Annotated in this window: 13 protein-coding genes and 1 tRNA gene; 4 read left to right on the top strand and 10 right to left on the bottom strand. The window is 56.5% G+C overall.

Annotation, left to right across the window (positions count from 1 at the left end; all coding sequences use genetic code 11):
* Nucleotides 1-193: 193 nt before the first annotated feature.
* The 5 genes from MHK04_RS04880 to MHK04_RS04860 all read right to left on the bottom strand — a co-directional run bounded on the left by MHK04_RS04880 (nucleotide 194) and on the right by MHK04_RS04860 (nucleotide 3,234).
* The gene (locus tag MHK04_RS04880; protein ID WP_023021902.1) at nucleotides 194-961 is read right to left on the bottom strand and encodes a Bax inhibitor-1/YccA family protein; all 768 of its coding nucleotides are present in this window, start codon (nucleotides 959-961) and stop codon (nucleotides 194-196) included.
* Nucleotides 962-1,150: 189 nt separating this feature from the next.
* Nucleotides 1,151-1,224: transfer RNA gene (locus MHK04_RS04875), tRNA-Leu, on the bottom strand.
* A gap of 39 nt (nucleotides 1,225-1,263) precedes the next feature.
* Complete coding sequence (locus tag MHK04_RS04870; RefSeq protein ID WP_239205316.1) at nucleotides 1,264-2,229, bottom strand: Ppx/GppA phosphatase family protein; 966 nt, start codon at nucleotides 2,227-2,229, stop codon at nucleotides 1,264-1,266.
* A gap of 10 nt (nucleotides 2,230-2,239) precedes the next feature.
* Complete coding sequence (locus MHK04_RS04865) at nucleotides 2,240-2,788, bottom strand: DUF501 domain-containing protein (protein WP_239208011.1); 549 nt, start codon at nucleotides 2,786-2,788, stop codon at nucleotides 2,240-2,242.
* Nucleotides 2,789-2,796: 8 nt separating this feature from the next.
* Complete coding sequence (locus MHK04_RS04860) at nucleotides 2,797-3,234, bottom strand: septum formation initiator family protein (protein WP_239208010.1); 438 nt, start codon at nucleotides 3,232-3,234, stop codon at nucleotides 2,797-2,799.
* A 221-nt stretch (nucleotides 3,235-3,455) separates the two neighbouring features.
* Here MHK04_RS04860 and MHK04_RS04855 point away from each other — a divergent pair, with 221 nt between their 5' ends.
* From MHK04_RS04855 to MHK04_RS04845, 3 genes are all read left to right on the top strand, one after another.
* Nucleotides 3,456-3,983, top strand: a complete 528-nt coding sequence (locus MHK04_RS04855; protein WP_023021906.1) for a hypothetical protein — start codon at nucleotides 3,456-3,458, stop codon at nucleotides 3,981-3,983.
* 268 nt (nucleotides 3,984-4,251) lie between these two features.
* Entirely contained in the window at nucleotides 4,252-4,605 is a 354-nt protein-coding gene (locus MHK04_RS04850; RefSeq protein WP_239208009.1) for a hypothetical protein, read from the top strand.
* A gap of 119 nt (nucleotides 4,606-4,724) precedes the next feature.
* Nucleotides 4,725-5,900 (top strand): HNH endonuclease signature motif containing protein, encoded by a 1,176-nt coding sequence (locus tag MHK04_RS04845; protein ID WP_239208008.1) that lies wholly within the window; start codon nucleotides 4,725-4,727, stop codon nucleotides 5,898-5,900.
* On the opposite strand, the gene eno is transcribed toward MHK04_RS04845, so the two are convergent.
* From eno to MHK04_RS04830, 3 genes are all read right to left on the bottom strand, one after another.
* Nucleotides 5,890-7,167 carry a phosphopyruvate hydratase gene (gene eno, locus MHK04_RS04840; RefSeq protein WP_023021909.1) on the bottom strand — a complete coding sequence of 426 codons (1,278 nt, stop codon included), beginning with the start codon at nucleotides 7,165-7,167 and terminating at the stop codon, nucleotides 5,890-5,892. The two genes, MHK04_RS04845 and eno, sit on opposite strands and share 11 nt — an antisense overlap.
* Before the next feature lie 90 nt (nucleotides 7,168-7,257).
* A complete protein-coding gene (locus MHK04_RS04835; protein ID WP_239205310.1) occupies nucleotides 7,258-8,019 on the bottom strand; it encodes a lytic transglycosylase domain-containing protein in 762 nt (253 codons plus the stop codon).
* A gap of 11 nt (nucleotides 8,020-8,030) precedes the next feature.
* Nucleotides 8,031-8,618: a MazG nucleotide pyrophosphohydrolase domain-containing protein gene (locus MHK04_RS04830; protein ID WP_239208007.1), complete on the bottom strand. Its 588-nt coding sequence runs from the start codon at nucleotides 8,616-8,618 to the stop codon at nucleotides 8,031-8,033.
* Between the two features lie 57 nt (nucleotides 8,619-8,675).
* Between MHK04_RS04830 and MHK04_RS04825 the strand changes: the two genes are divergently transcribed.
* Nucleotides 8,676-10,151, top strand: a complete 1,476-nt coding sequence (locus MHK04_RS04825) for an amino acid permease (protein WP_239208006.1) — start codon at nucleotides 8,676-8,678, stop codon at nucleotides 10,149-10,151.
* Here the strand turns inward: MHK04_RS04825 and mfd are convergent, their stop codons facing one another.
* A complete protein-coding gene (gene mfd / locus MHK04_RS04820; protein WP_239208005.1) occupies nucleotides 10,152-13,793 on the bottom strand; it encodes a transcription-repair coupling factor in 3,642 nt (1,213 codons plus the stop codon).
* Nucleotides 13,794-14,399 carry a TetR/AcrR family transcriptional regulator gene (locus tag MHK04_RS04815; protein ID WP_239208004.1) on the bottom strand — a complete coding sequence of 202 codons (606 nt, stop codon included), beginning with the start codon at nucleotides 14,397-14,399 and terminating at the stop codon, nucleotides 13,794-13,796.
* Nucleotides 14,400-14,494 lie beyond the last annotated feature (95 nt).

The following is a 14,494-nucleotide window of genomic DNA, read 5'->3' as shown; positions in this document are numbered from 1 at the left end:
GTCACATCCATAACGCCTAAAAGGCGAAGTTTCCTGCTTATTAGCTGTACTACTCCTGAGACCACCCTTCTAGACCAAATAAAGCCTAAACCCTCACTTTATCCCCCGAACTACCCCACTAATTACACGCTTGTAAGCGTTTTATGGCAGCAAAAAGGCCCGCATCTCAGTGCGGGCCTACGTGAAAAGTTGATTAGTCTCGCTGGAAATAGCTCAAGAGACGAAGAATCTCAGTGTAGAGCCAGACCAAGGTCACAGCGAGGCCGAGAGCTACGCCCCAAGCATTGCTAGCGGGAGCGCCGGCACGGATCATACGGTCAGCCTGATCAAAGTCAGTCAGGAAGGACAGCGCACCAAGAACGATGCAAACAAGCGAGAAGATAATGGCAATCGGGCCGCCATCACGCAAAGGGTTGAAGTCGAAGAAGATTGCGCCCAAGAAGTTAACCAACGCCATGACAGCAACTCCGGCGACCAAGCCGAAGAGGATCTTGGTGAACTTCGGGGTCACCTTAACTGCACCGGTCTTGTACACAATCAACATGCCGATGAATACACCAATGGTTCCAACGATTGCCTGGCCGATGATAGCCATTCCGCCTTCACCTTGGAAGTTCACATTGGCAAACATGAAGGAGAAGCCACCAACGAATAGGCCCTCAAATACGGCGTAAATCAGTGTGACCGCAGCAGAACCCCACTTCTTGCCAAAAGAGGCAACCAGCACAGTAATGAAGCCACCGATGCCACCGACCAGAGTCAAGGCCATGGCAATACCTGGATTTACCATTCCCAGCCCAAAATTGATGGCTGCGGCGACGATAATGACGCCGAGGGTGATGCCTGTCTTGGTGACGACGTCATCCACGGTCATTGGACGAGCAGCTTCGTCCCCGTATCCAGAATTTTGGCGGGTACTATTTTCGGTCAGAGAACTCATTACCGGATTGCTTGAACGCACGGTTGTCCTTTCTAAGAGAGGTGCAATTTAGCTATCTCATCCTGTTCAACGAGACACCGCCCTATAAAGTTCCGCAGTCTTTCCATGTAGCTAAAAGTTTTGCGAACAGTTTCCGCATAAAGGCTGTGGAGACTTACCAAAACAAAATCTCGAGACACCATAGGAACGATGTCTCGAGACTTCACACGGTGCCCCCAGTGGGACTCGAACCCACACTGAATCGATTTTAAGTCGACTGCCTCTGCCGATTGGGCTATGGGGGCAAGGCAAGGAATATTTTAGGCTACCTTCCCCCGCAAGAGTTAACGAGGGGTACCCTCTGCAGCGAGACCTGCAATAATGCCGTCGAGAATGTCCTTTTCACTAATGAAGAAACTACGCGCAGCGCAATTTCGCTCGATTAGTTGCATGATACCTTCCACGGCTACTGCCCCACCGCCGATGACATCGGCACGGCCGGGGTGAATGACGGGGTTGAGGGCGCGGACGTCGGAAGGCAGGGCAATAAGCTGCTGCAAGAGCACGCGCAGGGCACCGAAACGGAGCTCAGAGCCGTGAATGGCATCGGCATCGTAACGCTCGAGGCCTTGCGCCAGTGCGGACAGTGTGGTGAAAGTGCCCGCACAGCCGACGATGGTACGAGCCTTAGAAATAGGTACTATGTCCTCGACCTCGGCTGTTCGCTCACCGACGTACTCCGAAGCGATCTCGATCTCCGATTCGGTAGGTGGATCGGTGCGCATGATGCGCTCGGTCAGCCTGACGCACCCCATGCGCGCCGAATGAGTGCCCAAGATTTCGCCATCCGCCGTTCCTACAACGAACTCAGTCGAGCCGCCGCCCAGATCAATCACGCAAAATGGACCGCGGTCCGGCTCTAAATCGGCCACAGCGCCATTAAAGGACAACAGGGCCTCTTCCTCACCCGAAACAACTTCTGCCTGAGCACCTGGCTGGATTTGGCCGAGCAGATCAGCGGTCATATCGAAGAATTCCTGCTGATTCTTGGCATCGCGAGTAGCAGAGGTAGCGACCATCCGCACCCGGGAGACCTTTTCAAACTTCATTTGGCGAACATAGCCCTCCAGGGCCACGCGTGCACGGTCAAGAGCCGCAGGGGCGATTTCACCTGTGGCGTCCACGCCCTCTCCCAGACGGATGATTTCCATCGTACGAGTAATATCGCGGACCTTGCCATCATCTTGAACTTCAGAGATGAGCAGGCGAATCGAATTTGTTCCGCAATCAATCGCAGCAACGCGAGTCATAGCATTCCTCCTATTCCGCGTTAGAAAAATCGAACTGCGCTAGGTCAATTCCCAAATCTTCTACCGTGGGCCAATCCTGGGGGATAGCGCCTCCTCGAAGCTTGCCATGGTCGGCGGCCATAGCTACCGCTTCAGTTCCCAACCGGAAATGCTGCGGCCCCTCAGCCAGGGCGTAGGCAATGAGCACGTGCAGGCACTTCACGCGATCCGGCATACCTCCACCGGAGAAATCGGTGCCGAGATCTTCGATGTCATTGCGCTTGGACAAAAAGTATTCATGTGCACGCTGGTAATCAGCAGCCAAGTCCTCATCCTCACGCAGTCGGGATTCCATCCACTTCATGACGTGGGCAACTTCCAAGCGTGAAGCTTCGGCCGTAAGCCGTGGGTCAGTGAGGTAATAGAGGGTGGGGAATGGAGTGCCGTCGGCAAGCTTGGGCGCTGTCTTAATCACCGCAGGCCGGCCATCTGGCGTGCGATAAGAAACCTCCAGCACTCCGCGCGGAGTGCGGCCCAATTGCTCAGTTACTACAGCGATGTCTGCATCAGTGACGGTCATGCGGACAATTATCGCACATCCGCTTTCTCTTCCGGTGCCGGCTCAATCGGAAGATGATTTACCTGCTCGGATGGCGCTTCTTCTTTAGGGGGTTCAGCCACGGAATCCCACAAGACCTCATACCAGTCGCGGGAATCTTCTTCCTTCTGACCGTCTGTGGTGAGCTGGTCTTCCGGCTTAATCTGCGGGTCAATGATGCGATAGGCAGTTTCGCCCTCATCAACAACCCCGAATCGGCGCCGCGCCTCCTGCTTGATGTACTCATCGGATTTATATTTATCAATCTTTTCCAGCAAAGCAGCTTTTTCATCTTGCTTGGCAGCGATTGACTCATTCAAACGGGCAATTTCGGACCGGCCATGATAGTAATTGCGCAGGGGAACAGCGATAACCAGCAATACAACCAGCACGATAGCCACGATCACGCCCACTCCGGCAATACTCATCCGGTCTGGTTTTTGCTTCTGCTTTAGTTGTGCGCGTTGAGCTTTACGGACATCTGCAGCACGCGAGGCTACCGGAACCCTAGTGCGGCTCCGGTTTCGCTGCATCTTTCTTTCGCGTGCCATAGGTTTCCAATCCTAGCGTCGTCACTCCTGTAACAGAGACTTGGCACGCGCATTTTGGGTACACTAAAAGAAATTCTCCCTCCCAGTAAGGAATTTTTATGTCCCTCAAGCGCCTCTTACCTGTCCTTACCGCAAGCCTATTCCTCGCCAGCTGCAGCCCCTCCGCCCAAGATGGTGAATATCCCGTCTACGGCGACGATTACGATCTAAGCACCCAAGACGGCATGGCCGACTACCTTAAGGAATATAAGACCCTGCCAGATGATTACATCGACCACGATGCTAAGGAGCTAGACGGGAACGATAAGCCGGAGAGCTTTGAAGCCAACGCGGCGTCCGTCAAAAAGGCCGGCGAAGTTACCTGTAAGAATGACGAACTGCTGCAAATCGCAAAGGACTTCTTCCAAGGCGATACGGACAAGCTAGGTAAAGCTGTAACGTCAGCAGGCGGACCCGATGAAAAATATGGTGACGTTTTTGAGGCCCTCGACATCCCCGATGACGCACCTGATAATGACAAGTATATGGCCGCAGCGATGACCCCGCTGGGTGCTGTTATGTCCTGTGGCGATGAGTTCAGCGATGAAGAACTGGAAAAGGTCGCGGCGTCCATGCACACGAGCTAAAGGCTCGAATCATATTCCCCTCACTTAAGGAATAGACATGCCCCTCTAGCGCCTTCTTCTACTAGTAGCCGTCGGCACTCTACTGAGCGCCTGCAGCATTTCCGACCAAGAGGAAGAATCTACCGCCCAGACTAAATCCTCCACGCCCAACAGCACTACCAGCAGCGAGGTTCCCACCACCACAAGCAGAAGCTCCGATCTCAATACCAAGAGCGGCTTCATCTACCACATCAAAGAGCATGGGACGATTCCGGACTACTATTTGAATGTGTTCGCCTCCGGAGCTTCCGAGGCCGAAGAAGGCCCCACCAGCTACGAGGTCAATGCCACGACCCTGAAGAAGGCGGGTGCTGTTGCTTGCAACAATGATCAGATCCTGGACGACGCCAAGTATTTGCTAACCCATGGCGAAGGTGCACTTGCGGAGCTCGCCGCCAAGCCCGAAGAGTTTGATCAGAAATACGCCCCCGTCTACGAAGCGCTTGATATATCAGCCGATGCCCCTCCTGAAGACAGGCTATTCAGCCTATACATGGCCAGTGTTGGCTCTCTGGCAACATGCGGTGATAAATACACCGATAAAGAACTCGAAGCAGTCGCTGACGCTATCTTCAGCCTCTAGCCCTCCCCTGCAATTTCGCACACAATTTCGCTTTTGGCCTTGCAGGACTCGAATGAGTGTTTTAGACTAAGGGGCGTAAATTCGATTAGGTGTGCGATTTATTTCAGGGGGACTATTTTGTGATAGCTACCGACACACCGTCAAAGAAGGCCTATTTTTCCACCAATAACCTCGACGACACCGTCTGCCTCCTGGCCTTGCTCCAGCGCATTCAATCTTGGCAGTTGTACCAATCTGTGCTTCCACGATTAGAGGACGATGTCGAATGCACCACCGCCGCTCTATCTAAGCGTGTGGGTCTGAGTTACTGGCGAGTTCTATCCGCGCTCCGCTCCCACCTACGCATGCAGGAATTGCCATTGACCACAGCGGTGCAAACCGAACATTGGATCCTAGACCTCCCGCGGCTGCACGTAATTGATGCCGAACTTGCCCCGCTTGGCGACGACGCAGAAAGCATCCAACTAGTCGATGCCGCCCTCGCGGACTTCCTTACCCCAAAGGAACCTGCTCAGCATGTCCCCACAGAATCCGAAATCCGGAGGTTCTTGCGTGACTATATCGACGGGATACTCATGCCAGATATTGAAAAGGAAATCGAGCGACCCGTTTCCATCTCCTATTCCAAAGGCCAAGCCACCATCACATTAAAAACGGATAAAGCCACCGCCAGCGCTATATCCCGCCATATCGACAAAGCAGCGCGAAAGAAAAACATCACCAAACCAGAGGCTTTGGAGGCGTTAATCTTTAACCGAACCCAGACAAAGGTAGTAATTAATACTTATGCATCTGGCGATGATGCATCTCGGGTGTATATCCCTTCGGCGGGGTGGTGCGTACTTACGGAGCAATTAAATAGTTACTCCATGACTCGTGAGCTGTGCCCGCAAGAAACTTCTTCTTACGTTCCCACCGAACAAATCAGAACATGGGTCCACGGTCGCGATGCCACATGTCGCTGGCCAGGGTGCTCAATGCCAGCGCATTATTGCCAGCTCGATCATCGAGTGGAGTATGCCGACGGTGGACCGACGAGCGTCGATAATTTGGTAACGCTGTGTCAGCACCACCACAACGTGAAGACCGATGGAAGAGCGCAGTACATCATGGATCCGATCACTGGGGACGTCGTCTGGCTCTTTTCGGACGGCACCTTCGAGATTGACCGCGCCCAAGGACCTTTGGCACCGCGCACCGTGAACTGGAAGCAAACTTGGCAACAATATCTGGACATGCGAAAGCGCCCCCGCAGTAATACGAGGGCGCTACACAAGGAGGCGATTAAGCCTTAAAGCGTGGGAATGCGGAGCGGCCAGCGTAGACTGCACCGTCGCCCAGCTCCTGCTCGATGCGCAGCAGCTGGTTGTACTTAGCTACGCGCTCGGAGCGGGCTGGAGCACCGGTCTTGATCTGACCACAATTCAGTGCGACAGCCAGATCAGCGATGGTGGTGTCCTCGGTTTCACCGGAGCGGTGGGACATCATGGTGCGGTAGCCATTGCGGTGAGCCAGCTCGACAGCATCAAAGGTCTCGGTCAGGGTACCGATCTGGTTTACCTTCACCAGCAGTGCGTTGGCAGCCTTCTTCTCAATACCTTCCTGCAGACGGGCAGGGTTAGTAACGAAGAAGTCATCGCCAACAATCTGTACCTTTTCGCCAATGGCGGCGGTAAGGGCGGTGTAGCCGTCCCAATCGTCTTCTTGCAGAGGATCCTCGATGGAGACAATCGGGTACTCATCGATGAGTTCCTCATAAACCTTGGACATTTCTTCAGCGGTATGCTCGCCGCCTTCGAAGTGGTACTTACCGTCCTTGAAGAACTCGGAGGAAGCAACATCGAGCGCGAGGGCTACGTCCTTGCCCGGCTCGTAGCCAGCCTTCTTAATGGCGTCAACGATGACGTCCAGAGCAGCCTTGGTGGAATCAACGGAAGGAGCGAAGCCACCCTCGTCACCCAGACCAGTAGACAGGCCCTTGTCCTTCAGCACTGCCTTCAGTGCGTGGTAGACCTCGGCACCCATGCGCAGAGCTTCAGCGAAGGACTCAGCACCAATCGGGGCAATCATGAATTCCTGGACGTCAACGCCGGAGTCAGCGTGTGCGCCACCGTTGAGGATATTCATCATCGGCACTGGCAGTACGTGAGCATTGGGGCCACCGATGTAGCGGTACAGCGGCAGTGCAGCGGACTCTGCGGCGGCCTTGGCTACGGCGATGGAAACGCCCAGGATAGCGTTAGCGCCCAGCTCCGACTTGTTATCGGTACCGTCCAGCCTAATTAATGCTTGGTCAATGAGGCGCTGATCGTCAGCTTCGAAGCCAGCAATCTCATCGGAAATCTTCTCATTGATATTCTCAACAGCCTTCAAAACACCCTTGCCCAGGTAGCGCTCGCCGCCGTCGCGCAGCTCGTGGGCCTCGTGCACGCCGGTAGAGGCACCGGAAGGAACGCCTGCTACGCCGCGGGCGCCATCGTCAAGGAATACCTCTGCCTCAACGGTAGGGTTGCCACGGGAATCGAGAATCTCGCGGGCGAAAGTGTGGATGATATCAGCCATGCTGTTCTTCACTCCTCATCAAAATGTTCGCTCTGGACCAGCCGGCCCAGCCACGTTCTCAATTGTGGCAGAAAACGTAGCCGTGTGACACTACTTGGCACTTTGTGGAACTGAGTAAGCATTGGCGGCGTGCGCAACCTTATGCAAATAGTCGCTGGACTGATTGTAATTTAGGATTGCTTCCTTCCACTGATCTGGGTTAGAGAGATCTCTGTCACCGAAGCACAAAAGTCCGGCCGCCCCAACAGCGGCGTCATCGATTTGGTTGGGATCAGCCTTCCCATCACCATTGGCATCAGCGCCCACCGCTTCCCACGTGGTGGGGATAAATTGCATTGGGCCTACGGCGCGATCGTATTCGGAGTCTCCATCGATTTCGCCGTTATCGGTGTCTGGGGTGTGGGCCGTGTTGTTCAGGCCATCGAGGGCGATGCCGTTGATGGGGGGTTGGGGGTAGCCGGCGTCGTCAAGCTTGGAGTGCTTAAACCAATTGCCGTTATAGGTACCGTGGCGTGTTTCTATGTAGCCCAAGCCGGCAAGGGTATTCCAACGCAGGTGGCAATTGGGCCACTTTTGCTGAGCAATGAGCTCAGCATTGCCATAGGCGCGCAGGGCGGCCGGCGGGATACCAGTGCGATCAGCTAAGTCAGAGGCCCAGTAGGTGAGTTTATCTGCGGTGCGTCCGGGCGCATTGACGTCAATGTGCGCGACCTCTTTGCCTTCAACGGGCGGGATGTTTTCAGGTACGGGCTGCTGAGAAGTACCGTGCCCAGTCAATAGCCATGCTACTAGCGCGATGATCACGACTACGGCTACCCCGCAGCCCCCGAATATCTGCAGCAGCCTCTTCATGGGAAGCTATCCTACATCTCCTTGCCTGCGCGCCACAGCCGCTCTTGCGTGTCAACATCGACTATCTCAGTCGTGCCGTCAAATAGGTACGGGGCGCGGGCGCGCATTTTGGTGACGAAGCTCTGGGCGACGTCGTCAAGCGAAAAGGCAGAGATTTCCGCATGGAAAAGGACCTGCAGGAAGATATCGCCCAGTTCCTTGAGAATCTCGCTTTCCGGCTCACGATTGCGCACGGCCGCGGCGAATTCGGCGGATTCTTCCTCAAGGTAGGGCAAAAGGGAGGCATGGGTTTGCTCACGCTCCCATTCACCAATGCGCCGCGCAGTGGCCATAGTCTGGCGCGCCTGCATGACGGGATCCTCGAGGGATTCGGCCCGAATGACCGTCTCCCCAGTAGCTATGCGAGCACGCGTTTCAGGATCACATTCGTCGGTGCTGACCAAGGTTCCAATGGCATCCTCCCCTACGAGGAGATCGGAAAAATTCCACCGCACGGAAACCGGAACTTCACCGGTGAAGTAAACGGGGCCGCGTAGCTTCCCGTGTGCTTGCATGGGGATCATGGTGGGCCAGCGTTCATCGAGCAACAGCACAGTCATGTGCACAAAGTCTAGCCCGAGTTCCCATTATGGGGCTATTCAAGGTATTTTAGGCCAATGACCTCCAGCCAGAATAAATCCCACTCCGTGACGTTGTGGACCCTCGTCGCGCTCATTATCGGTTCCACCGTTGGCGCGGGTATTTTTTCGCTGCCGCAAAACATTGCCTCCGTTGCCGGCCCAGGCGCGATGCTCATTGGCTGGCTGGTAGCGGGCGTCGGCATGCTCTCTGTGGCTTTTGTGTTCCAGATTTTGGCCCGCCGCAAGCCGCACCTTGATTCTGGCGTCTATTCCTATGTGCGCGCCGGCCTCGGCGATTTTATTGGTTTTACCTCGGGCTGGGGATACTGGCTGGGCTCCGTTATGGCGCAGGTGGGATATGCCACCCTCTTTTTCAATACGCTGGGCCATTACCTGCCGCTTTTCGACGCCGACCATTACTGGTCCTCCGCCATCGCCGTCTCCCTTTTGTCGTGGGGAATTTTCGCGGTACTCGCCCGCGGCATTAAGCAGGCCGCCTTCATGAACCTCGTCACCACGATTGCCAAGATCGTGCCCATCTTGGCTTTCGTGGTGCTCATTGCTTTCCTCGGGTTCAGCTGGGATAAATTCACCGTGGATTTCTGGGGACGCGCTTCCGAGGCCAGCGTCTTCGAGCAAGTCCAAGGAATCATGCTCTTTACCGTGTGGGTCTTCATTGGCGTGGAGGGAGCATCCGTGTATTCCAAGCAAGCCTCCAAGCGCACCGATGTCGGCCGCGCGACCGTGATCGGCTTCTTTTCCGTGTTGGCACTGTTGGTCTCTGTGTCCACCTTGAGCTTTGGCGTCATGAGCAAGGAAGAATTGGCCGCGCTGCCAGATAATTCCATGGCCTCCGTGCTGACCGAAGTCACCGGCCCCTGGGGCGGCGCCCTCATCTCCATCGGACTGTGCTTGTCCGTTCTGGGCGCCTACGTGTCCTGGCAAATGTTGTGCGCCGAGCCCATCGTGATGATGGCCATCGACGGCCTCATTCCCCGGCGCATCGGCACCATCAACGTGGCGGGCGCGCCGTGGGTAGCGCAGCTGATTTCCACGATGTCTATCCAGCTGTTCATCATCGTCTTCTACCTCAACGAGGCGTCCTATAACGCCATGGTGCAGCTAGCGACCATCATGTATCTGCTGCCGTATATCTTTTCTTCCCTGTACCTATTGCTTCTGACGTTGCGTGGCAAGGGGCTGTCTCACCCGCAGGCGGGCATCAAGTTCGATCTTTCCGGACCAGAGGTAAGCCGTAAGGACAATCGCAAGCACTTGATGATCTCTTTGCTCGCGTTCATCTATTCCCTGTGGCTGATTTACGCGGCCGACCCCGTCTACGTCCTGCTCGGCGCGCTGGCCGTAGTACCCGGCCTTATCCCCTATGTCGGTACCCGTTTGTGGAAGAAGGAACGCATTTTTAACACGTTCGAGTGGTGCGTGGTGGCCATTGTCTTGGCCGGTGCCGCCGCCGCCATTTGGGGCTTGAGCACCGGCTGGCTCACGCTCTAGCTACTCCCCTACGCTCACCACGTTCGAGGAAGCGGGCTGGGCGCCGCTGACGTTGACGGGAGCGACGTCGAAAAGCGCGCTTAGGAAATCCGCCGCCCACTGAATGAGCTCGGTATCGCGCAGCTTCGGCGAGGTAACATTGCGCCCCGCCTTGGGGAATGGCACATTGATGGCCTTCGCCGCCGCGCGGAAGCTGGATCCTGGATACAAACGCTTGAGACGCACCTGCTTGGAATCCGGCAGCTCCACCGGGTGGAACTTGATACGGGTGCCCTGCACGGTGATATCCGATACACCGGCGCGGCGCGCTTGGTGACGCAGGCGGGCGACGGACAGTAAGCGTAAGACCTCCTGTGGCAGCGGGCCAAAGCGGTCTTCCATTTCCTCGATGACGGCCTTGAGATCATCGTTATCTTGCGAGGCTGCAAGCTTGCGGTAGACCTCCAGGCGCAGGCGCTCAGAATCGATATAAGCCTCCGGGATATGCGCGTCCACGGGGAGATCGATACGGATTTCTTTCGGTCCCTCATCCGTCACGGTAGGAGCTTCGCCGCGAGCGAGAGATTTGAAGGTTTCTACCGCCTCGCCAACAAGGCGGACGTAAAGGTCGAAGCCAACGCCGGCAATGTGGCCGGACTGCTGTGCACCGAGTACGTTTCCGGCACCGCGCATCTCCAAATCCTTCATGGCTACGGCCATGCCTGCGCCAAGGTCGTTGTTCTGGGCGATGGTGGCTAGGCGGTCATAAGAGGTTTCCGTAAGCGTAGCGCCCTTCGGATACAGGAAGTAGGCATAGCCGCGCTCACGGGAACGACCCACGCGCCCACGCAACTGGTGTAGCTGAGACAGTCCCATATGGTGGGCGTTTTCCACAATGAGGGTATTGGCGTTGGCGATATCCAAGCCGGTTTCCACGATGGTGGTACACACCAGAACGTCATACTCGCGGTCCCAAAAGCCCTGGACGGTCTGCTCCAGCACCTCCTCGTTCATCTGGCCGTGCGCGACGACGACGCGAGCCTCAGGTACCAAGTCACGCAGCTCGCGGGCCTTCTTTTCAATATCAGAGACCTTATTGTGGATGAAGAAGGTTTGACCATCGCGCAGCAGCTCGCGGCGGATGGCCGCGGCGACCTGCTTGTCTTCATAGGCACCGACGTAGGTCAGCACGGGGTGGCGGTCTTCCGGCGGGGTAAGGATGGTAGACATCTCGCGAATGCCCGCCATGGACATCTCCAAGGTGCGCGGAATAGGTGTAGCGGACATGGTGAGCACGTCCACGCTGGCTTTAAGAGCCTTGATATGTTCCTTGTGCTCCACACCAAAGCGCTGCTCCTCGTCTACGACGATGAGACCAAGGTTCTTCCAGTGCACACCGGTCTGCAGGAGGCGATGCGTGCCAACGACGATATCGACGCTGCCATCGGCCAATCCCTTAAAGATGTCTTTGGCTTCTTTCTTCGAGGTAAAGCGCGAGAGCACCTCGATCTTGACAGGGAAGCCGGTCATGCGCTCGCTGAAAGTATCAAAGTGCTGCTGCGCCAACAGCGTGGTAGGCACCAAAACGGCCACCTGCATGCCATCTTGTACGGCCTTGAAAGCAGCGCGGATGGCCACCTCGGTCTTGCCATAACCCACATCGCCGACGACGACGCGATCCATCGGCACCGTGGATTCCATGTCCTGTTTGACGGCGTCGATTGCAAGCATCTGGTCTTCGGTTTCGACGAAGGGGAAATTATCCTCCATCTCCGCCTGCCACGGATTGTCAGGGGCGAATTGGTGGCCGGGTGCTGCTTGTCGCTTGGCATAAAGCTCAACGAGTTCGCCCGCAATTTCGCGTACCGCGGCGCGCGCCTTCTTCTTGGTGTTCTTCCAATCGGAGCCGCCCATCTTAGACAGGTGGGGCGATTCGCCGCCGGTGTACTTGCTCAGCAAATCCAGAGAGTCCATGGGGACCCAGAGCTGGTCGGCGGGCTGGCCACGTTTCGATGGTGCGTATTCGAGCACGATATATTCGCGGCGGCTGGTCTCATCGCCGGACTGGATGGTGCGTTCGGCCATCTTTAAGAATTTGCCAATGCCGTGGGTTTCGTGCACCACAAAATCGCCCTGTTTTAGGGCAAGCGGATCGACCTTATTGCGGCGCTTGGCGGGGCGCCGCTTCGCTTCGGCGATATCGCCTACGCGGTTGCCGGTCAGATCGGTTTCGGTGACAACGACCAACGGGAGGGCCTCGGCGTCCTTGGGCTTTTTCACCTTGGGGAACACCAATCCAGCATGGCTTAGCGCCTGATAGAGGGTGACTTCTCCGGCGGTGGGCTCCCAGCCAGGGGTAGCAACCTTAGTGCGCATGCCCTTTTCCGCGAAGCGATCCACCATGCGCTTGATAGCGCCCTGTGCCGGAGCGATGAAGGCCGCGCGGCCGCCGGCGTTGGTATGCGCGAGGAGTTGGGCCATCATGGCATCGATTTCTTCGATATTGCCGCGCGGGGTGGGCCCTGGCTCGAATTCGAGTGGGAGGGTCTCTTCTTCTGGGGCGGCAAGCATTCCCGGTGGGGAGAAAGTCCACAGCGGCAGGTCGGACTCGCCGATGGAAACCTCGAGCGATTCATAGGAGCGGTAGCTCGAGGCCTCGGTATCGAGGCCTTCGGTGGCCAATGGGCCATCAGCACCCATGGCCGCGGCTTCCCAGCCAGCGGCGAGGAACTCAGCATCGGTCTTTTCTAAATCCGCGACGCGGCGGCGAATCTTCTCCGGGCCGACCATCACCACGTGAGTGGTGGGGCGGAGGAATTCGGGGAGGGTGATCATGGGGGCGTCGGAAAGCACGGGCAAAAGCGCCTCCATGCCTTCGGCCGGAATGTGCTCGCTCACCTTGGTCAAAAGCTCCACCAAGGCGGGATTACCGGGGTGCTTGACGGCAAGGTCGGCCGCGCGTTCAGCGATGGCATCCGTAATAGGAAGCTCGCGGGCCGGGAAAACATCTACGCGGCCGACCTCGATTTCCGGGATGGTGCGCTGGTCAGCTACGGAAAATTGGCGAATATCGGTAATCTCATCGCCCCAGAACTCAACGCGGACCGGATAGTCCAACGTAGTGGGGAAAATATCGATAATGCCGCCTCGGGTGGCGTACTCGCCGCGCTTGGCCACCATGTCTACGTGTTTATAGGCGCGGAACTCAAGCTCACGGACCACCTCATCGAAGTCATACTCATGGTCTTCTTCGAGGTGAATGGGAGCACGACCTTCCACTTCCTTGAGGATAGGCTGGGACAGCCCGCGGGCAGCGGTGACGATGACCTGCGCATTGTCCAAGTTGTGCAAAACCTGGGCGCGGCGGCCGATGATGTCGACGCCAGGGCTCAAACGCTCGTGCGGCAGTGTCTCCCATGCCGGAAACATGGCCACCTTTTCCCCCAGCATCGCCGTAAGCTCTGCGCTAAGGTCTTCCGCCTCGCGGCTGGTGGCGGTCACCACCAGCACCGGGGCGTGATGGGCCAAAGTTCCCAAGGCCCACGGCCGAGACTGATCCAAACCTGTGATGTGGAGGTCTTCCCCCACATGAGAAATCATGCCCTTAAGCTTGGGGTCCGAGGCTGCTACCTTGAGCAAGCCGGCCAGCATTGGGGTCGCCATCTATTTGCCTCCTAGCTTGGGCTTTAGTTCCATACCGGACAAACCATTCCAGCATAGATTGACAATATGCGTGGCGACGACTTCCTTGTCCGGGTTGCGCTCATCTAACCACCATTGCGCCGTGGTAGATACCATTCCTACCAGCGCTTGGCCATAAATATCCGCCAAATCCGGCTGGATACCACGGTGTTCAAACGCTTCTCGCAAAATATAAGACACCTGGCCTACCGCGGAATTTAACAGCGTGGAGAAACTGCGTTCATCGCCCGGCTTGGCATCGCGCACCAGAATGAGAAATCCATCGGTTTCTTCCTCAACATAGGTCAAGATGGCCATCACGGCCTGCTCGATGCGCTCGCGCCAGCTGCCGTTTTCCAAAGAATCAGTAATGACCTTTTCCAGTGCCAACATCTCGCGGTCAACAACGACCGCATAGAGGCCTTCCTTACCCCCAAAGTGCTCATAGACAACGGGCTTGGATACCCCGGCGCGAGCCGCGATCTCTTCGACACTGGCCCCTTCAACCCCTAGTTCCGCAAATGCGGTGCGTCCGATGGAAATGAGTTGTTCGCGCCGTTCTCGGCCGGTCATCCTTTGTCGAGCCATACCTTCTACCCTATCCCTCGCCCCGCAATTTGTGATTTACCCGGGTGCGTCAGGTACGCTATGCCTACAGCAATTTGCTGTGTTTCCCCATGGTG

It is taken from the genome of Corynebacterium nasorum (assembly GCF_022345765.1).
Classification (GTDB): Bacteria; Actinomycetota; Actinomycetes; order Mycobacteriales; family Mycobacteriaceae; genus Corynebacterium; species Corynebacterium kefirresidentii.
This window is presented reverse-complemented; position numbering and strand designations above follow the sequence as displayed.